The organism is Pseudomonas sp. GW822-FHT02D10, from assembly GCF_058802345.1.
This window is the reverse complement of the sequence record NZ_JBXAOB010000006.1, coordinates 102,481-123,417: the sequence shown is the minus strand read 5'-3', so window position 1 is coordinate 123,417 and position 20,937 is coordinate 102,481. Positions and strand designations below refer to the sequence as shown.

At 51.8% G+C, this 20,937-nt stretch carries 12 protein-coding genes and 4 pseudogenes; 10 read left to right on the top strand and 6 right to left on the bottom strand.

Annotated elements, in window-relative coordinates; translation table 11 throughout:
- Nucleotides 1–272 precede the first annotated feature (272 nt).
- From AC1RPZ_RS12125 to pdxR, 4 genes and pseudogenes are all read right to left on the bottom strand, one after another.
- The gene (locus tag AC1RPZ_RS12125) at nt 273–650 is read right to left on the bottom strand and encodes a UvrD-helicase domain-containing protein (protein WP_493137259.1); all 378 of its coding nucleotides are present in this window, start codon (nt 648–650) and stop codon (nt 273–275) included.
- 220 nt (nt 651–870) lie between these two features.
- Nucleotides 871–1,413 (bottom strand): annotated as a pseudogene (locus tag AC1RPZ_RS12120) (methyl-accepting chemotaxis protein); the annotation flags it as partial.
- 315 nt (nt 1,414–1,728) lie between these two features.
- Nucleotides 1,729–2,697, bottom strand: a pseudogene (locus AC1RPZ_RS12115) (PDC sensor domain-containing protein); the annotation flags it as partial.
- 837 nt (nt 2,698–3,534) lie between these two features.
- The gene (pdxR, locus tag AC1RPZ_RS12110) at nt 3,535–5,034 is read right to left on the bottom strand and encodes a MocR-like pyridoxine biosynthesis transcription factor PdxR (protein ID WP_493137258.1); all 1,500 of its coding nucleotides are present in this window, start codon (nt 5,032–5,034) and stop codon (nt 3,535–3,537) included.
- 109 nt (nt 5,035–5,143) lie between these two features.
- On the opposite strand from pdxR, the gene AC1RPZ_RS12105 reads away from it, so the two are divergent.
- From AC1RPZ_RS12105 to AC1RPZ_RS12060, 10 genes and pseudogenes are all read left to right on the top strand, one after another.
- Nucleotides 5,144–6,592 (top strand): gamma-aminobutyraldehyde dehydrogenase, encoded by a 1,449-nt coding sequence (locus tag AC1RPZ_RS12105; protein WP_493137257.1) that lies wholly within the window; start codon nt 5,144–5,146, stop codon nt 6,590–6,592.
- A 40-nt stretch (nt 6,593–6,632) separates the two neighbouring features.
- On the top strand, nt 6,633–7,766 hold the full coding sequence (locus AC1RPZ_RS12100; RefSeq protein WP_493137256.1) for a phosphotransferase: 1,134 nt from the start codon (nt 6,633–6,635) through the stop codon (nt 7,764–7,766).
- Entirely contained in the window at nt 7,763–8,203 is a 441-nt protein-coding gene (locus AC1RPZ_RS12095) for a hypothetical protein (protein WP_493137255.1), read from the top strand. Before AC1RPZ_RS12100 ends, AC1RPZ_RS12095 begins: the two co-directional genes overlap by 4 nt.
- 77 nt (nt 8,204–8,280) lie before the next feature.
- Nucleotides 8,281–9,990 (top strand): phytoene desaturase family protein, encoded by a 1,710-nt coding sequence (locus AC1RPZ_RS12090; RefSeq protein ID WP_493137254.1) that lies wholly within the window; start codon nt 8,281–8,283, stop codon nt 9,988–9,990.
- A gap of 15 nt (nt 9,991–10,005) precedes the next feature.
- A complete protein-coding gene (locus AC1RPZ_RS12085) occupies nt 10,006–11,490 on the top strand; it encodes an NAD-dependent succinate-semialdehyde dehydrogenase (RefSeq protein WP_493137253.1) in 1,485 nt (494 codons plus the stop codon).
- A gap of 133 nt (nt 11,491–11,623) precedes the next feature.
- Entirely contained in the window at nt 11,624–13,135 is a 1,512-nt protein-coding gene (locus AC1RPZ_RS12080) for an APC family permease (protein WP_493137252.1), read from the top strand.
- A gap of 180 nt (nt 13,136–13,315) precedes the next feature.
- Nucleotides 13,316–14,674, top strand: coding sequence for an aspartate aminotransferase family protein (locus AC1RPZ_RS12075; protein ID WP_493137251.1), 1,359 nt, complete (start codon nt 13,316–13,318; stop codon nt 14,672–14,674).
- Between the two features lie 337 nt (nt 14,675–15,011).
- Nucleotides 15,012–17,990: an FAD-binding and (Fe-S)-binding domain-containing protein gene (locus AC1RPZ_RS12070; RefSeq protein WP_493137250.1), complete on the top strand. Its 2,979-nt coding sequence runs from the start codon at nt 15,012–15,014 to the stop codon at nt 17,988–17,990.
- A gap of 729 nt (nt 17,991–18,719) precedes the next feature.
- The gene (locus tag AC1RPZ_RS12065) at nt 18,720–18,935 is read left to right on the top strand and encodes a hypothetical protein (protein WP_493137474.1); all 216 of its coding nucleotides are present in this window, start codon (nt 18,720–18,722) and stop codon (nt 18,933–18,935) included.
- A gap of 89 nt (nt 18,936–19,024) precedes the next feature.
- A pseudogene (locus AC1RPZ_RS12060) lies at nt 19,025–19,476 on the top strand (DUF1206 domain-containing protein); the annotation flags it as partial.
- A 15-nt stretch (nt 19,477–19,491) separates the two neighbouring features.
- Here AC1RPZ_RS12060 and AC1RPZ_RS12055 read toward each other — a convergent pair.
- Nucleotides 19,492–19,707 (bottom strand): annotated as a pseudogene (locus tag AC1RPZ_RS12055) (DUF4427 domain-containing protein); the annotation flags it as partial.
- Nucleotides 19,708–19,974: 267 nt separating this feature from the next.
- Nucleotides 19,975–20,619 carry a hypothetical protein gene (locus AC1RPZ_RS12050; RefSeq protein WP_493137249.1) on the bottom strand — a complete coding sequence of 215 codons (645 nt, stop codon included), beginning with the start codon at nt 20,617–20,619 and terminating at the stop codon, nt 19,975–19,977.
- Between the last annotated feature and the right edge of the window lie 318 nt (nt 20,620–20,937).

Genomic DNA, 20,937 nt, shown 5'->3' with positions numbered 1-20,937 from the left:
GTTTTAACTGATTAACGGAAAATAGGGACTGAAAACGCCAAAGCTTTGGTCTGATTAAAAACTAACAGTCGCTAACAAAAATCACTTGGTCAGCCAGGTCTCAAGGGTCGCAGAGCCATGTTCAGCTTTTCACTCGTTCAATACTTTGAAGCTGCATCAGTGGGTCTAGCGAAACTGAAAATGCGTTGATGCGCTGATCTGTCCCAGCGCAGTAATATATAGCACTAACCTGTTGCTGCTGACCGAAAACTGACCCAGTAAAGGCTGGTGGGTCAGTTTTCAATCAGCGCCGACACCTCAAAGATCTCTTGGTTCGGATCCCCTACACGGATGACGCATACGTCTGGATCTTGGCGTGGAAACACCCTGCAGAGAATGCTGGCTTGGTCATACGTAGTGTCCTGCATCTCATCAACCAGAATGCAGGGAAAGCGCACGCGTAACGCGTCAGCCACCGCTAGCTCCTCATCGAGCAGCGCGTTAGCTAAAACAAAAATTTCATCGAAACAAAAGTACCCCGTCTTCGCTGCCTGGCTTAAAGCCTTGGACACGCTTTTATAAGTTTTCGTGTCAGGAGAAAAGTGGAACTTTCGGCCTGCAAGGGGATTGTCAAAGTCTACTATCTCGATGCGCAGTTTCTCTACGAACAAATTTTTCTTTTTCAGAATCTGACTTAGCGCAACTCAGTTTTCAGTTGGTCGAGCGATTCAGGATGCCGTTCGAGCTCGGCTATGCAAGCCGCCTAACAGCACTGCCATTACAGAAGAGAACTGATTGTAGAACCTACCCATCTCATCCAACAAACGCTCAATTTTCTGGTTACGACTTCGCTGGAACTCCTCCATTGCACCATCCTATTGGATCATCAGATTAAGCTTGGAAATTTGACATAAGCGCCTTCTGTTCAGTTGCGAGGCGACTAAGGGACTGACTCATGCTAGCAGAGTCTCCAGCCTTAATAGTCAGCGACTGTGCAACGTCTCGTATGGCCGAGATATTTCGACTGACCTCTTCTGACACAGCACTTTGCTCTTCCGCTGCACTCGCAATCTGAAGCGCCATATCACTAATAACCTCTACTCCTTGGTTGATATCCTGGAATTTTTGAACAGTGACCTCAACAGTTTTGACGCTTTCTCCGGCTTGTGTGTGGCTGTCATGTATCGAGGAAACCACGCTTCCAGTACCATATTGTAATTTTTCAATTACCACTTGAATTTCGGCGACTGAGTCTTGAGTACGCTTCGCCAGGTGCCTCACCTCATCGGCTACAACAGCAAACCCTCTACCAGATTCACCAGCTCTTGCAGCCTCGATAGCAGCATTGAGAGCTAATAAGTTTGTCTGTTCAGCTACGGAATTAATTACGTCAAGCACACCACCTATTTTCAAACTGGTTGCAGATAAGCTTTCGGCTTGCTGAACAGCTAGATCAAGTTTAGATGCGAGCTTTGCTATTGATTCGGTTGTTTGGTTTACGGTGGTTTGCCCCTGCCTCGTTGCAGCATCAACTTGTCGCACTGCGTCTGCCGCCAAAGCTGCGTTACGAGCTACGTCTTGAGAGGTTGCGCTCATCTCCTGGGATGCGGCAGCCGCTTGATCAATCTCCCGCAACTGATCTTGCATCCTCGCACTGGTTTGAGTAGCAATGTCGGCTGCATCGCTGGCAGTTTTTCGGGTGCTATCAGCAGAGAGGCTCACTTGTCGGATGATAGGCTGAAGCTTATCCAGAAACTCATTGAAGGCCGTGGTAAGGTTACCAACCTCGTCATTTCGATCGTAATCTACCCGACGCGTTAGATCACCACCGCCGCTAGCTATGTCCTTGAACACGCTTGCTACGCGCAAGATTGGTCGGGTGATCGTACCCGCCATCATCCATAGGATTAGTATACTTAGCAATGCTGCGACCAAACCGACAACAGCCTGTAAAGTGGTTGCCGCTTTGCTTGCCTCACTCAGCTTTTCACGTAGTAAATTAGAGGATGCAAAGAGTAGTGAATCAGGAACTTGGATCACCACTGTCCAATTACCGCCGCCTGAGATAGGGGCAAACGGCGCCATCACCGCTGTCTGGCCTACAGCCTTAACCACCGCAAGCTCTGCATTACCAAGATGCTTAGTGATTTGTTCACCTGTGACCTGATCGACTTGCAGAAATTTCTTCCCGGCAGACAAGGGCTCCCCACTGCGCGCTGCCACTACGCCATCCGCACTGATAAAGGTTATTTTTGACTCACCGCCATAGAGCCTCTGGCTTGAGTCATCGACTATCTTCTGAAGACTACTGAGGCTTAAGTCGATGCAGATTGCACCTAGGCGATTCTCTCCGTCTAGAATCGGAATAGAGACCGTGGACATCAACGTCGTCACACCCTCCGTATTCGTGAATGAATACGGATTTGTCACGCAATCTTTTCCATTCTTCATCGCACATGTGTACCAGAAGGTGCCTGGGGAACCATCATCTGCCATCTCCTTATCGCTCATTATGTAACTAGGCACTTGCGTCGACGCATATGAAGCAAATCGGCCCGATTCGTTACCCCCTGCATCTTTGTCGTTCACGAACGCTGCGTCAGATCCGTCTAGAGCATTGGGTGCGAATCCAATACCTACACCCAACAAGGTAGGATTCGACTTGACTTGATATAGAAGGAGCTCGTTCAAGCCTTTTCTGGTCGATACCGGATCCATATCCAGCTTCTGGCTATATAGACGGTGAAATCTAACCTGCTGCATTAATGCATCACCGAAAATTTGAGCAGATGAAAAGCGCTGACTCACAGCCTGGGCTTGCTCTTTACCCAGTTCCTGCATGTACTGGATAGCGCTATCGCCCAAGGCTTTCGAACTGTATTCATTAGCAAACAGCGCAACATCGTTAATACTTTTAATGGAGAATGAAGCCAGTGCACCAACGGTTCCTAGCATGCACAACCCCGCTAGCCCCGCGATACGGATTTTAATTGATAGGTTGGCCAAAATGTAGATACTCAAGACGGATTGAGATTCACTCGGGAAGGTGTGCGATGCAGTACTAGCTGTAGCTGTTCTTAAAACCAACTTTTGTAGATGGCAGTATCTAAATAACCGGCCACCATGAGATCAGCTGAGTGTGTACGGGCTAACGAGGCAGTACTCAGATCTTCGCTGATGGCCACAAGCTATGACAATCTGTCGCCCGAGCCTACGTCCAATTCTAAAAACTCATTAAGTCCAATTTTTCGCCGCGAACATTGAATTGATACCACGCTGGAAAGCCAGCAACCTGCTTGTATCACCTATTACTGTAGCCGCCTGATGTGCACAGAGGGAGATAGTCTACTTGGGGGCCGTCCTTTCTACAGACCGTATCGAAACCTTCTTCCCCGGTCATATAGTGATGCCAGCAGCCTACGCGCAGGCACCAATACTGCATCACGGCGAGTCACGCTCAGGTGTCCGGACGAAGCATTCGTTGTTGGGCTTAAAAGTCCACGCACCCAATAAGACTGGTGAGTCCCCAATGTCATGGATCCCTCCGCACCGACGCTAACGCGTGGCTAGGTCGTATCCTTGAGCCATTATTTGAACCGCCGCTTCCACTTGATCTGTCGCGATACCGCCATAGCCTAAAACGTAGCCTGCCATCGGACTCTTGCCTTGGTAATAAAGCGATAAATCCCTGAGGGCAACCCCCTTCGAATCACAGAATGAAGTCATCCGGCTTATGTCCACCGGATTGTTGAAACGGGTAGTCAGATGCAGTCCTGCATTCCCTCCGGAGATCTGAATGGAGTCTCTGAAGTGACTATCGAGTGACCGCTTGAGCTCGCGCTGGCGCTCTGCGTAGATGCCCCGCATACGCCTGACATGGCTTGCAAAATATCCCTCTGTTATGAAGTCCGACATTGCGGCCTGAAGGCTCAGCTGCCCGGGGCGAAAAAGTTGGTTGAGTCCACTCGAAAACGACTGCGCCAACGATTGAGGGACGACCAGGTAGCTCATGCGCAACCCCGGGTACATTACCTTGCTGAATGTGCCCAAGTAGATAACCCGCTCGTGGTGGTCAAGACCTTGCAGGGACGGCAGTGGGTTTGTGTCATACCGGAACTCGCTGTCGTAATCGTCCTCGATGATCCAGAAGTTATACCGCCGCGCCAGCTCGATCAGAAGCCTACGCCTTTGCAGGCTCATCGCGCCGCCCATTGGGTATTGGTGCGATGGCGTCGTGAACACCAATTTCGGATGATGTGAAGCTTGGGTGTCTGCAAATGGGAAGTCCTGCAGCCTCAAACCGTCTTCATCCAGCCCTAGGGTTTCGACCTGAAGATCCGCGGCGCGCCAAATCAAAGCAGTGCTCCAGTTGCACGGTTCCTCTATCAATGCGACGTCTTTCGCATCTGCCAACATCAGTGCACACAGATCCAGCGACTGATTCGTGCCCATGGTGATGATTACCTGCTCGGGCGTGCATTTAACCGAGCGGGAAATTTGCAGGTACTCAGCAAGAGCTTGGCGTAAGGGAGCGTAACCGCCGCCGGTGCCATACCCAGTTAGAGCGGAATGTGGTTTTTTTGTGTAGCGATTCTGCATCCGCTGCCACAGGTGGAATGGGAAGTGAAGAGTGTCCGAAATGCCCGGCACGAAAGCTCCTGATTGCTGATTACCTCCATGGGTACTTCGCACCAGGCGCTTAGCTCGTGTGGAGAGGCCACATTCATCAAGATCCCGCTTTTCCGGGTGTGCAGCGGTTAGCTCTCGATGAATCAGTGGGTGTGTATCCGTCACGAATGTCCCACTGCCTTTAGCGGTGGCTATATAGCCTTCGGCGCTTAGCTTGTCGTAAGCGAGTGTCACCGTGATCCGAGATACCCCTAGCTCCAGCGCCAACTGCCGAGTAGAGGGCAGCCGGTGCCCGGCGCCCAAGGCTCCAGACAAAATGGCCTGTTGGAACGCTTTGTAAATCTGCTTCTGGAGCGAGATTTTTGGGTCAGAACGTAAGCTTGGCAGGATCAGTTCCGAAAGCAGATTGGGGTCTAAAGTGGACATACAACCTATTCCCTATTGGACATACCGGATCTAGCCATTCTGTCATAAATTGGCTCAACACGAAGGCACGAACTGCGTGCCTGCTTCGATGTCTCTAAGAGGTTTTATCATGAGCAACCAACCCGTTTTCATCACCGATCTGCTGATCAACGGCCGCGTGGTGCCCGGTCAAGGCAAAGCGGAAACCCTGTTCAACCCCGCGACCGGCAAAGTCCTTGGTGAAGTCAACGAAGCGTCGGAACAACAGGTTGACGAAGCAGTTGCTGCTGCGCGTCAAGCGTTTCCAGCCTGGTCGCAACTTCCCCCAGGCAAGCGGGCCGCGCTGCTTCTGAAGATCGCAGATCGAATCGAGCAGGAAGGTGCTGCTTTCGCAACCATCGAATCCCAGAACGTTGGTAAGCCTTACGAGCGCATGCTTGAGGACGAGATTCCAGGTGTAGTGGACAACATCCGTTTCTTCGCCGGCGCTGCCCGAGTTCTGAGTGGCCTTGCGGCTGGCGAATACGTCCCGAACCACACCAGCATCATCCGTAGGGATCCAGTCGGTGTCGTTGGCGCCATTGCACCTTGGAATTTCCCCCTCGCTATGGCCACTTGGAAGATCTTTGCTCCAATCGCCGTTGGCAACACCGTGGTAATGAAGCCATCTGAGAACACTCCACTCACAGCACTGAAGCTTGGTGCTCTGCTGGCAGAAATGCTGCCACCTGGCGTTGTTAACATCGTGGCAGGTCGTGGTGACACCGTAGGTGCCTACCTTGGTAATCATCCAGGCGTAGCTATGATGTCTCTGACCGGCGATGTAACAACTGGTCAGAAGGTACTTCAAGCCGCAGCCAGTAACCTCAAGCGCACTCACCTGGAGTTGGGCGGTAAAGCTCCAGTAATCGTGATGGCTGACGCGGATCTGGATAAAGTGGTCGACACAGTACGCGCTGCTGGTTTCTACAACGCTGGTCAGGACTGCTGTGCCGCTTGCCGAATCTACGTGCACTCCTCCGTACACGACACCCTGGTCAGCAAGCTTCAAGAAGCTGTGACATCTATTCGCCTGGGTGACACTGATAAGGCAGGAACTGAGTTAGGCCCCCTGGTAAGCCAACGTCAGCGTGACCGCGTTGCTGGTTTCGTCGACCGCGCACGTCAGCAATCACATATCTCCATCGTGACAGGCGGTAAAGCACCGGCTCGCGATGGCTTCTACTACGAACCTACTTTGGTGGTCGGCGCGCGCCAAGAGGACGAAATCGTTCAGCGTGAAGTTTTCGGGCCAGTCGTCTCGGTCACTAAGTTCGATACCGTGGATCAGGTCTTGGAGTGGGCTAACGACAGTCGTTACGGTCTGGCTTCTTCTGTCTGGACACGTGACGCGAAAACAGCCGCCAAAGTAAGTGCCCGACTTCAATATGGTACTACTTGGGTCAATCAACACTTCACTCTGCTGAGCGAAATGCCTCACGGCGGGATGAAAATGTCCGGTTACGGTAAAGATCAGTCAATTTACTGCTTGGAAGACTACACCGTGATCCGTCACGTGATGATGAACTTCGAAGACTGACCACTAACTTTCTAACCTACGTCTTAAACGTTTGGAGCACTTGGCTATTATAGCCGGTGCTTCCATTCGCCCTGAGATTAGCTTTGGCGAGATTATGATGACTCAAAGCAATGTTGCGAAGTCATATAAAAATATGACGACCAGTGTGTCGCCTACCGCACTTGCTGAAATCGACCTACTGGTGAATCAGCATTGGGGTTTACAAAGCAACAGTTCGCGTATCAGCTGTGAACGAGATGAGCTTTTCTTGATCTCCAGCAAACAGGGCGAGCGTTTTATATTGCGGTTATCTAACCCTGCAGATGATCCGGCTGTTATTGACTTGCAAGTGTCTGCATTGGAATGGATCGACAGCCATGCACCTGACCTACCGTTACCGGGTGTTGTGCCCTTGGCTAATGGTTCGTTAGTGGTGAGTGTAGAGGCAGGCGAGAACCCACCAAGAACCGCATGCTTGACGCGTTTTTTGGAAGGGCCGGCTCTGGCCCGTACGCCGACCACCACTAGGCAGCTTCAGAATGTTGGAGTCAGTTTGGCTAAGCTCGGGCTTGCGCTAAAGGATTTCCATCATCCGGGTGCGATCCGTGAACTTGCATGGAATATCCAGCAGGCAGGTAGCTGCCGTGCAATGCTTCCAGATGCCAGCACAACGGTAGATGAGCCGCGCTGGAATCTTGTCCGCCAGGGCCTGGATAACTTTGTCGAGAATGTTCTGGGCAAGCTTGAAAATGTTAGGCATCAGGTCATTCATGCGGACTACAACCCGCACAACATCCTGATGAACCCAAACGATACGGATCTTGTATCCGGGATTCTGGATTTCGGTGACATGGTTTATACCGCTTTGGTGAACGATGTTGCTATTGCCGCCAGCTATCAAACAGCTGGGCCAAACCCGCTTAGTAAAGTGGCAGAGCTGGTCGGTGCTTACCATAGCGTCCTGCCGTTGGAAGACGAAGAAATCGGTCTTCTATATGACTTAATAATTACACGCCTCTGCGTGGCTGTAGCTATTACAGAATTTCGAGCAAGACGATATCCGGAAAATCGTGAATATATTCTAAAAAATACAGGAGTTGCTTGGGAGGGCTTAGAAAGACTGTCCGCCATCCGCCGCGAGGATGCAACTTCCTACCTTCGAAACACCTGCCGCCAATCTGAGAGTGCTATATGAAAACTTACACTATGGTCATTTATTTCACCGGTCGTGGCGAGCCGATTGGTCACGCTCAAGGGGTCGTGCGCTCAAGAGCAAATGGGCTTGTCCTTGCGTCCACTGATGAGAGTGCGTTGGACGACGAAGGCACCCTTCAGGTACCGGCTAAGCATGCCCAGTTCGATACCGTTGTGACTGTGATTGGCGACACCAGCTATGAAAGCGGCAAGGTGTACTTTAAAGGCATTGACAGTGAACTCACGGTTGAAACATCCGTGCCTGGCAAGATCATTTCTCAACCAGATGGCTACGTGACCGGTTCGATCACTTGGCGGGTACTAGGCGGCAGCGGGATTTTTGAAGGCGCATCGGGCACCGTCACCGGTAACTTTGTTGGCAATCCTGACGACACATTCACAGATCACCAAGTATTCAAGCTGATCCTGCCAAACTGACAGGAACAAGCGGCCCGCGCTCGGCACCTCCAACAAGGGCACGGGCTCACAGTATGGTTCTGATGGGGATCATGAAAATGGCACATGAAACGTTCGACGCAGTAATCATTGGAGCAGGACACAATGGCTTGGTTTGCGCTAACTACCTTGCGCGGGCAGGCTTAAAGACAGTTGTCCTAGAAGCTCGCAACATCATTGGCGGCGCTTGCACTTCTGAAGAGCTGATACCCGGAGCAACCTTCTCCTCGTGCTCATACATTCAGATGATGCTTCGTTCTGAGGTGGTCGACGATCTCGAACTGAAACGCTTCGGGTTGAATTCAGTTTCCCCTGCGATGCAGGAAATGGCCCTGTGGGATGACGGTGACAACGTCATGCTGTGGCAGGAGATCGACAAGACCCTGCGCTCCGTTGAAAAGCACAATAAGGTTGATGGCGAAGGCTTCATGCGCTTCGCCACTCGCCTAAAGCGGTTCGGCGATCTCACGCACGAAATTCAGCTGAGCGATCCTCCCAGCCAAGCGCAGTTGCGCGAAATCTTCCAAAAAGCAGGTGAGATCGAACTCTACGACGAGTTCATGGAAGCTTCGGCAGAAGAGTTGCTTCAGAAGTACATCCAGTCCGACCGGCTGCGTGGCTTCATGATGTTCATGGGGTTGGTGTCCACATGGGGCAGCCCCAACACTCCAGGTACAGCGTACGTATACGGTTATCACGCGCTTGGCGAGTTTGAAGGTTCATTCGGCCGTTACGGGTTGCCGGAAGGTGGCATGGGCAGCATCAGTCAATCCATGGTCAATGGCCTAGTCGCTCATGGTGGTGAGGTTAGACTGTCTGCCGCTATCTCAAAAGTCTTGGTCGAGGACGGCAAGGCCGTCGGTGTAAAGCTAGCGAACGGGGACACGATAAGCGCCTCGCTAGTTGTTTCCGGCGCCGATCCTACGAGATCCCTCGTTGGACTTTTGCCAGAGGGAGCTCTGCCGCCAAACGTCCGCGCGTCGGCTGAAAACATTGACCAGCGCGGCTCTATGGCTCGAATCCACCTTCTTGTAGATGCCTTGCCCGACTACGTCGGTTTCGAACCAGGATCTACTGGCCCCCAACACCAAGGTCTAAATATCCTCGGGCCCTCTCCAGCTTTGTACGAGAAGGCATGGCAGGCTCAGCAGAAAGGTGAATTCCCAGACGACATGGTCGTCGAAGCGTTGATTCCATCAGTGACACATCCAGGACTGGTTACGAAACCTGGTACTCACACGTTGTCACTCGGTGTTCAGCAACTGCCATTCGACCTGGCGCATGGTGATTGGGACAGCCGCAAGGAAGAATGGGCAGACAAGGTTCTCGAAATCTACTTCCGGTATGCCCCCAATATGCGTAATCACATCTTGGCTCGGCATGTCATCACACCGTTGGATCTGCACCGCGACTACAACATCACGGGTGGGAACATCTTTCATCAATCGATGATCGGTTTGAATAACCTGTTCGACCAGCGACCGATTCCCGAAGCGGCTCACTACCGTACACCGGTACCTGGCTATTACCTCTGTGGCTCAGGAAGTCACCCTGGAGGCGGCGTCAGCGGAATGCCAGGGCATAACGCGGCGCAGCGCATTTTGGCCGACCTAGCAGGCAACTCTGACACCGTGGCAGGTCGCAAGATCAAGAAAAATCAAGGCGGCTTCTTGGATGGCTTACTGAAAACCGAAGTGGGACAGAAGCTCGGATATCAAGTGGCCCGCTCTCGGATTTTCCGTAGTTTGACTGAACGCTTGAGCAAGTAAGCGAAGGGTACTCCAATGAAATTCCCAATTTTCCCAAATGACAACGCGGCCCCAATTGAATGCTCATTCTTCGTCGGCGGAACCTGGGGAGTTACTGACCGTTTCTTCCAAGTTTATTCGCCGTCGAAGGGCAAGGCGATAGCGAATGTTGCTGCAGCCGACGCTGATGTGGCACACCAGGCCGTAGAAAAAGCAAGCTCCACTTTTGAAGTCTGGCGCCGTACTACTCCCTATGTGCGAAGTGAATTGCTGAAAGCATGGCATGCTGCAATGCTCGAACACATCGAGGGACTGGCACTCACGATCTCCATGGAGATGGGGAAGCCTATCCAGGAAGCGCGCGGTGAGGTGCGGTACGCGGCTTCGTTCATTGAGCTTTATGCTCGTGAAGTACTACGTACTGCAGGCGATGTAATCCCAAGCCACGCGGGCGACAAGAGGTTGGCTAGCTGGCACCAACCGGTAGGCCCAGTCTACGCGATCACTCCTTGGAATTTCCCAGCAGCGATGATCACTCGCAAACTGGCCCCTGCGCTCGGGGCCGGTTGCACCGCAATAGTGAAGCCGGCAGAGCAGTCACCTTTGACTGCACTGTACCTAGCTTGGCTTTGGGAAAAGGTCGGAGGCCCAGCCGGGACATTACAGGTCATTACAACTAATGACCCTGTGGCGGTCTCAAAAGTCATGTTTGATGATGCCCGTATTCGGAAGCTCACATTTACAGGCAGCACTGAGGTCGGCAAAGCACTCTATCGGCAGTCGGCAAACACGCTGAAACGTGTGTCGCTGGAGCTAGGGGGGCATGCACCCTTCATCATCTTTGAAGACGCTGATCTGGATGCTGCCGTCGCGGAAGTCATTTCTTGTAAATTCCGCAATGCGGGGCAGACCTGCGTTTGCACCAACCGAATATACGTTCACCGCTCTATTGCGAATCAGTTTGCTGACAAGCTAGGACATGCAGTATCAGACTTGAAGGTCGGTGATCCGCTCTCAGAGGACACTCGTATCGGGCCTTTGGTGGACGCTCAAGGTCGGGACAAAGCACTAGCGCACATCAAAGATGCTATAGGGAAAGGAGCTTCCGTAGTGGCGGGCGGCAAAGCTCTCGATGGGTTATTCGTGCAGCCTACAGTGCTCAACGGTGTTACCGAAGAAATGCTCATCATGAGCGAAGAAACTTTCGGGCCAGTTGCACCGTTGATCGTCTTTGATTGCGAGTCAGAGGTGGTGCGGAAAGCGAACGCGTCTCCCTATGGATTGGCAGCCTACCTTTGGACGCGTGACCTCACCAGGGCCTACCTAGTAGCTGAAGCGCTGGACTACGGGATGATTGGAATCAACGACGGCGCACCATCTACCGCACAGGCCCCATTCGGCGGTGTGAAGGACAGCGGGCTTGGTCGAGAGGGCGGCCCGTGGGGCTTGCAGGAATATATGGACGTTAAGTTTGTATCCACAAAACTCACTCGAACAGAACTTTTCAATGAGGCGCCCTAGCACCTAAAAACACTCAGGGTAAATATTGCCTTATAAAAAAATAAATACTAGAGATAAGGCGCTTTTTAAGTGCCTTACAGAAAAAATTAGTTCTGCCTCGATTTACAATAAAATCACATACGAGGTTTCACCCATGTCGATCAATATTAGCAACAAAGCTGATCGGGGCTCGATGCTCCATTCGATGGACGAAAAATCGGCGAACGCTTCTGCGCAAGGTCTACAGCGCAACAGCGTCGGTATTATGGGAATAGTATTCTTTGTTATCGCTGCAGCCGCGCCTCTAACCGTGGTGGTTGCCTTGTTCCCGGTCATTATTGGCTCTGGGAACGGCATCGGCATTGCCGGGGCATTTTTGACCGTAGCCCTAATATTGCTGCTCTTCTCTTTCGGCTACGTCGCCATGAGTCGCCATATCACTAATGCTGGTGCTTTCTATGCTTATATCACTAAAGGGCTAGGTCGCCCTGTTGGTTTGGGTGCCGCCTCACTGGCGATTTTCTCATACAATGCCATTCAATTAGGATTGTATGGTGGCATTGGCTATTACTTGAATGAACTACTAAGTAAAAGTGCAGGGATACATTTACCATGGTGGGTATACTCCTTTGCATCAATGGCTGCATGTCTATGGTTGGGGCTGCGCAGACTGCATGCTGGCGCTGTAGTGCTCGCGATATTGCTGACATTGGAGACCGCCGTAATTCTCGTCCTCGACATCGGGATATTGATGAGCAACACCACACCCGCTGTCAGTACGTTCTCGTTCGAGCCGTTCAGCTTGAATGCAACGTTTTCTGGAGCAATTGGCGTTGCTATGATGTTTGCTCACGCATCTTTTATAGGGTTTGAGGGGACTGCCATTTACGGCGAGGAAGCTCGTAATCCCAAAAGAACAGTACCAATCGCGACTTACGTGGCTGTTATTTTCATGGGTGTATTTTACTCCGTCACAGCGTGGCTGCTGATCAACGCAATGGGTGTAGAACATGCCGTAGAAATTGGGAAGCAGCAATCGGGCGAACTGATTTTTTATGTAAGCAATCAAGTACTTGGAGGATATGCATCACAGGTTTTCCAAGTGTTGGTTATCACAAGCTTGTTCGCAGCCATTGTCACCTTCCACAACAACGTGGCTCGCTATTTGTTTGCACTTGGGCGTCAGGGACTGATTTCCAAAGCACTTGCACTGACTCATCCGGTGCAGCGCTCTCCCCACATTGCGTGTTATGTGCAAACGGTGATGGTCGCTGTAGTTGTCGCGTTCTTTGCGATTATGCAATTGAGCCCATACGAGACTTTGTTCACCTGGTTTACAGGAGTTGGCGCTGCGGGGATCATCATGACCCAAACATTAGCAAGCATCGCAATTTTCGTATTTTTCCGCCGAAACAAAGTTGATAACCGTTCTTGGCATACGTTCGTTGCGCCTCTGCTCAGTGTCGCCGGGCTGTTGCCTTTGCTCTACGTGGCACTTACAAGCTTTGATGTGCTTCTCGGGGTTCAAGGGGTCTTGGATTACATCTTCAAGGCGATGATGCTTGGGTCTTTTGTCATTGGAGTAATTGGGGCTTGGTATCTCAAAGTCTGCGAGCCGAAGAAATATGAGCGTCTAGAGTCTTCACTGGGCGATCAAACGGCGTGAGTGAGCACATCTGGAGCCAGGACTGCCGGCCTATGATTAGTCAAAGTCTAATTTAGTAATCCGAAAGCCGCATTACTTACGGTAGCGGGCTTGGAGATCTATGAGATTTCCAAGAACGCATCCCTCTTCCGAACGTGCTCAGCACTTCGAAGCTGAAATTTTTAGATCAACACAATAGGTATGATCATGAGCAATATTCCGAAAGGCTACCGTGGCGACATGGCCAACGGCATGGATCCAAACGCAGTACATCACTTGGACGCTGTCACTCAGAAGCACATCGAGCGGCGCAAGGATTTGCTAGGCCCAGCTTACCGACTGTTCTACTCTGACCCTGTAGAAATTGCGCGTGGTCAAGGTGCTTATCTTTACGACAGCCAAGGTAACGAATATCTCGATGCTTACAACAACGTGGTATCCGTAGGGCATAGCCACCCTCGTGTAGTACAGGCAATAACTCAGCAAGTTCAAACTCTGTGCACCCACACCCGATATCTTCAAAAACCTTTGCTTAACTACGCTGAGCAACTGCTGAACACCCATCACGGCCGTATCGGTAGCGAAGGCCGTACGATGTTCACTTGTACAGGTTCAGAAGCAAACGATCTTGCAATGCGTATTGCTCGCTACCATACCGGCAAGACTGGCGTGATCGTCACAGCTGAGGCGTATCACGGTAACTCGGCCGTTACTGCCGGGTTCTCGCCATCCTTGGGCCGCAAGTCGAAGCTTGATCCATTCGTCAGGGTCGTACCCGCGCCGGACTCTTATCGAATCCCTCGTGAGGGAATGGGCGAGTGGATGGCGGCAAATGTGAAACGTCAAATCGAGGACATGGAGCGTCATGGCGGTGGGCTAGCTGCGTTCATCGCTGATTCCCTATTCTCGTCAGACGGTTTGTACAGTGAACCAACAGACCTGCTTGCTCCGGTCGCAGAGGTAGTTCGGGCGGCGGGTGGACTGTTCATTGCGGACGAAGTCCAATCCGGTTTTGGTCGAAGTGGTACCCACATGTGGGGTTACCAGCGCCATGGGGTCGATCCGGACATTGTCACCATGGGTAAACCGATGGGCAATGGTTATCCTGTAGCAGGCGTGGTTGTCAGAGAGGATGTTGTCTCCGCATTTGGTCGTGACATGCGCTACTTCAATACCTTTGGCGGCAATAGCGTTGCCATTGCTGCAGCGCAGGCGACCTTAGATGTTATCCAAGAGGAAAAACTCATGGAGAACTCCCATAGAATGGGCCAGTTCCTCCTGGAAGGACTCCGTGATATCGGCACCCGTTACGAGGCAATCGGCGATGTTCGCGGTGCAGGCCTGTACTTTGGTGTTGAACTGGTTAAAGACTTGGGTGGCAAGCAACCGGATATGGATCTTGCCCTGGCTGCTGTCAACCGACTCAGACAGCATCGTGTTCTTATTTCCGCGACCGGAGCTGATGCCAACATCCTCAAAATCAGACCGCCTTTGATCTTCCAAGAGAAGGATGCGACCCGTCTGTTGGAAACCGTAGAGGCAGTATTCGCTAGTTTCTGAGTTGCAAGGCGGGACTATGGCCTTGATAGGTAAATAGCCCCGCCGTCACTTGACCTACGGCAACACAAACCAGTTGGGTGACCTGCAGCTTTATATTCTCATTCCAAGCGCTAACTTACACTTAAAGCTCATAAAATTATCGTCGATTCCGAGACTCGAATTTCTCGTGAGAGCATTCAACATGCAAGCGATCATATTTTTACGATAGCTGGCGCATTATTTCTAATTCTTGATCCAGGCATAGTGATTGCGTTGGGTGGATAGCGAAATATTGACGTCGGGCTCTTATCCATAAAGCGCCGTATATGCCAATTTACCCTGATTGTAGGTTCTGAAGATGCTAAATAATGCCTCTCTGACTAAAGACGAAGAAACTACTCCAGTTTCCCGTTCAATATCGCCCGGTACCGCTCGCCCCGACCTCAACATTTTGCTAGGACTAAGAGATGGCCTGGAAAAGAGCTCAACTTGCGAAGTTAGGTTTGATTCGGCAACTCGCGCCGTTTATGCATCCGAAGCCTCAAACTATCGCCAATTACCCATAGCAGTTGTCATTCCCAAGACGTTGGATGATTTGGTTTCGGCGGTAAAATTCTGCAAAAAAGCCGATTTGCCCATCTTGCCACGAGGCGCTGGTACATCAATGTGTGGGCAGTCGGTGAACGCGGCTGTAATCATTGACGCGTCTAAATACCTGAACCGTATCGTGCACATGGATCAGACAAGGCGAACAGCTGTAGTCGAACCTGGGGTTATTTGCGATCAGTTGAAAGGAGCAGCGGTCGGGTTAGGCCTTACTTTCGGCCCTGATCCGGCGACACATAGCCGCTGTACCCTTGGTGGAATGATTGGGAACAACTCTTGCGGCGCACACTCGGTAATGGCCGGCAAGACGGTTGAAAACATCGAGCGTCTGGAAATCCTCACCTATGACGGCGCGCGATTTTGGGTTGGGCCAACCGACGAAGCGGCCTACGCGGAGCACATGCGTGCAGGTGGACGAAGAGCCGAGATTGTCAAATCCTTGAAATCACTGGTCGACGAAAACGAAGAGGCAATCCGGACTGGGTTTCCCAAATTGAAGCGCCGGGTATCTGGCTATAACCTCGACCAGTTGCTGCCCGAAAACGGTTTCAATATTGCACGCGCCCTGGTTGGGGTCGAGGGCACCTGCGTCACCATCCTGCAAGCAGAGACGACACTCGTTAAAAATCCGACCCATCGCGTGCTCGTCGTGCTGGGATTCACCGACATCGTATTCGCTGCCGATTCCGTCCCCCAACTTCTACCTCTAAGTCCTATCGCAATGGAGGGCCTGGACGAAGGGATCGTGGGGGGATTACGACTGAGGGGAATGAAGCTCCACGACATCGCAGAGCTCCCTGAGGGTCAGGCGTGGTTGATGGTGGAATTTGGGGCCGACTCCGCGGACGCTGCGATAAGCGCTGCTCAGAAGTTGATGGCTATCCAGGCCAATCTGCCCGGATCGCCTTCTGGACGACTGATTACGGATAGCGGATTGATGAATCGCATCTGGACTATCCGAGAAACAGGCGCCTCCGCCACATCATTGGGTCTAGACCCTAACGAGCCTGATCCGGTGGTGGGCTGGGAGGACGCAGCAGTCGAGCCCGTCCATCTGGGGGCGTACCTTCGAGAGTTTTCTGCACTGGTCTCCCGTTACGGATACAAAACTAATCTTTACGGCCATTTTGGTGATGGCTGCATCCACTCTCGAATAACGTTCGACTTGAAGTCGGACAAAGGTATCGCTGACTGGCGAACGTTTTTGGATGAAGCCGCTCACCTTGTAGTGAAATTTGGAGGGTCGCTCTCGGGAGAACATGGTGATGGTCAGGCCAAAGGCGAGTATCTCCATATCATGTATTCGCCAGTCATAATGGGCGCTTTCCGGAAATTTAAAGGTATCTGGGATCCGCTAAACAAGATGAACCCTGGGAAACTGATCGATGCTATGAGCGTCGACAGCAATCTTCGGCAGGGCCCAGACTATCAGCGCCGGGCAATCCCAAGCCTATTTACTTACAACGAAAAGCTGGGAGAAAAAGGCTTTGCTCGAGAGACTGAACGCTGCATCGGGATGGGAAAATGCCGTTCGCTTGAGGGAGGGACTATGTGCCCCAGCTTCCGAGCGACCCGTGATGAGCGTTACTCGACCAGAGGGCGGGCACGGTTGTTTTTTGAAATGCTCAAGGGCGAGGTGATTGAAGACGGCTGGGACAGCAGTGAGGTGAAGGACTCGCTCGATCTGTGCCTTGGCTGCAAAGGATGCAAGACCGATTGCCCCACGAACGTGAACATTGCTCGTTACAAGTCTGAGTTCTTGTATCGGCATTACGCCAAACGGAGCCGCCCGTTGATGGACGCGGTAATCGGAAGGATCGGGCAATGGCTGCCCCTCGCCACACACATTGCTGCGCCATTGAACTATGCAATGAAAAACCGCCTCTTCCGAACGATAGGGAGCATGGCTGGTTTGGCTCCCGATGTGAAGTTTCCTGTGATCACCTCTCAGAGCTTTCTGTCCAGTACCACAGCGAAGCGGCTGCTCGGTCGTAAGGGCAAGCGAGGTCAAAGAAAAGAGGTTCTACTCTGGGTTGATAGCTTCAACAATGGTTTCACGCCGAAGGTGCTGGAGGCCGGTGTGGAAGTGTTGGAAAAATTGGGGTTCACCGTTCTGCTCATGGAAAAACACGTCTGCTGCGGCCGCCCCTACTACGACGTGGGAATGCTCGACCAAGCGAAGGTGAATCTTGAGGCGATCTTGACTCAGCTAGCGCCAGCTCTTAGCGATGAGCTTCCGATTGTGGTACTAGAGCCAAGCTGTCTATCGGTATTCAGAGATGAAATGCCAGATCTCTTTCCGACCGACTTGCGAGCTAAACAGCTTACAAAGTCTATTCAAACGATCAGCGAGTTTTTGGTCAGAGAAAAGGTCGAGCTTCCTGAGTCCGCTCAGAGCCTGCATGTTCATGGCCACTGCCACCAAAAGGCATGCGGTGGTATGGGAGCAGAGGAAGATATATTGAAACGCCTTGGCGGCGATGGGAAGGTTATGGCCACAGGATGCTGTGGAGTTGCAGGAGCGTACGGATACCACAAAAAAACTGCGCCGGTAGCTAAATCCATTGGGCTTAATGAATTTAAACCTCACTTGGACGCGATACCTGAGGATGCTCAGGTGGTGGCCGACGGCTTTAGCTGTAGAGGTCAAATACGCAACGTCAGCGGCCGTGAACCCGAGCACGTTGCTGAAGTTCTTGCGAAGCTCCTTCGGAATGAACCGATGCGCTGAATAACGGCATTAACATCCTCTAGCCGCCCTCACGTCTTGTTGGCTTGGTGAGCAATCTTTTCGTGGTTGAGGTTTTGTCGAAAGCACACGCGTTAGTACATTCGACAGTATGAAGTGGGGCTATCCGATGGTAGCCCTTCTTACGCGATGATAGATGGACTTGGTTTGGCAAGGTACCTATCACCGAGGAATCGACGATGCCAGGAACATTGCATCCATCATTAAGGAGATATGGGCATGCGATGATTTGAACACAACCTACGCCTCCCACGAAGTCTCTGTCCTCATGCAGAGAATCAGTGAGCCCTGTCATAAATTGTCTCAGCTCAGTCCTGCATAATTGTTGAAATCATGGAGTCATACCGGTACTCCTAAAGCACCAGTTTCAGCAGGGAACGCACCATGCATTCGAGATTCAGGGTCATCGAAACAACCAGAATGGATGATGGCATCAAGCAGTATCGGGTTGTGGATCTCGTCGAGGGAGGCTCTGCTAGCAAACACGGTGTGTTCAAGTCCAGGATCGAGGCGGAGGATGTTTGTTCGCTCCTGAATGCCGAGCATCCTCGTCAGAGTGGCGTAGGGCGTACGTCCCTGAGTCTTTGAACCACGCGTCTCGGCACGCCGATTACAGGTGACTATTTCGGATCGGTGAATACCTACAGTGCAGACATAGGCTGCACAGTCTTTAACACCTCCTCCTGCTACGCTTCTCTTTTCCACGGAGGAATCGCGACGGACAACGAAGACCTGCTCCCTTCCCTGCTGTTCGAGATCAATCAGAATCAACTGGCTCTCGAAGCCGCGATCATGGAGCTCACGCTTTGGGTCGAGGAGCGTGGATCGGGTGACGTTGCCGAGAATGTACGCGGAGCTCTGGCTACCATCGACCGCAACGAAGAATTTGTCACAATGATGCTCGCAGTACTCATAACGCCTGAGTGACCCTTCTGAGTTACTGAAGATTTCTACCTCTACCGAACCCCTCCCGAAGCGATAGGTCTGCTCCTATATGACCTTCGGGAATAAATCCAATGTCCACTCAACACACACTTGTCATGCTCGCTCGAGGCGGACATGCTGCTCGGGGCATTCTGTATCTGATCATAGGTATCTTCGCTCTGCTGGCTGCTCAAGACTCGACAAAACCGAAGGACAGTCACAAAAGCCTGGAGGCATTGTTAAGCCAGCCATTCGGATATGTTTTGGTTGGGCTAGTGGTGGCTGGTCTACTCGCCTTCGCAGGATGGCGTTTGATGCAAGCTATTCGCGACGTCGACTACCACGGTACGAAACTCAAGGGGTGGTGATTCGTGCAGGTTTGTTGGTGGGAGGTTTGATCAACGGCGCTCTCGCGTTTGCCTTGGGCCTGCTCATTAGCGGCGTCAGAAGCTTAGACAATTCCGAAAGTGGGGAGACGAAGTATTTACTGGCGCATCTTTTGTCTTTGGATCACTCAAACGTGTTGGTTTACCTCGTGGCGCTCAAAGCAGCCAGTTGCTCAGGACGAGCCCCCTGCATAGCAAGGAACACCATTTGGATCCTTGGAGTTCAGGACACTGAAATAGCAGCTACGTAGCCCCCACCGCTCTTCAAGCCCTTCTGAAATCTTGGTCGCTATCAACTCACGCTCACGAAGATCACGGTTCCAACCAAACTTATCTAGCTCCTCCATAGATGCCAGGTAGCGAGCCTGCTTGTCGACCTTGATCCGGCCTGTGACGACTAATTCCTAACATATATGTGCGTGTTGTCTTCAAACCACAGCCAGCACCTGCCCTCTTCCCGGAGCTCCCCCCTTGGCGTTGAACGATCCAGAATGGATACGCGATGGGAGAAATCGTCTTAGTACCGATAAGCCAACAGATTGCTGATCTCCATGCATTTTTTGAAGTAAAAGCACGCCTTGAAGAAAGCATGTTGGATTGATACATCGCCAAGCCCATCGAGCGTGGCTGGGAGCTGATCGCAGACAAGAATGTGGTCAAAATGGGTCGACGAGACCAGCTTCCTGTCGATCAGGGAGAATGTCGTACTGAACCTTCTGTGTCGCTACCAAGTCCGGCACCACTACACTGATTTCAGACCACTTCTTCAAGGTCAGCTTGAGCCCCGGAATCGGACAGCGATCAAACCCATCGTCCGCAATCCTGGCGATGCGGCCATCGTAATCGCCGGCAAAATTCCATCGCCATTCGACAGACGTCTTATCCGGCTCTTGGGCAGCGAACCACACCTTCTTTCCAGGCAGTCCATCATCTTCCGAGGGGGTGGTCGCGACTGGGGTAATGCCACCGCGTTGCGCCACCTTCGCCTGGAACGTCAGTGCGCACTGCCTCACAGCAGGATTCTGAGCTTTTAGGCCATTGCGCACAGTGATGAGGTCGGCCAGGTGGAAGTCGCTGAAGCAGACCGCTGGCTGAGCATCCTCAATGGTGCACTTGCCTTCCCGTACACCATAGGTCGCCCAGACATGCTGAGACCGGATGGACATTCTCAGTAGCAACCCCCCAGGCCATTCATCATCCGGGTGGTCACAGCTCACTGGGAAGGCTTCCGGCACAAACTCTGGACTTGATGTCACTCTCAGATCCACATCACGAAAATAATGAGCAATGCGTGCAGGCATTCTCACTTGACTCTTCTTGGGTTTGGACTCTTCCTAGTTAGGTATATCGACGTTCTATTGGCCTTACCCTATATCGGATCTCGAACACAGATGGCTTTAGGCCTATCATAAACCCTAGCCCCTACATTCCAAAAGTCCAGCGCCGACTAGAACTTTACCATCAAGAGAAAATACGAACAATCAATATCACCTTAAATATAGATTACTTGTTTTGCAATACATAACAAAAACGCGCTAACCAAAAAACTAGATTCACCTTACTGCACTATCAGAAAGTAAAATTATAGTACCCCAAGACACCAATATAACTAAAAATGA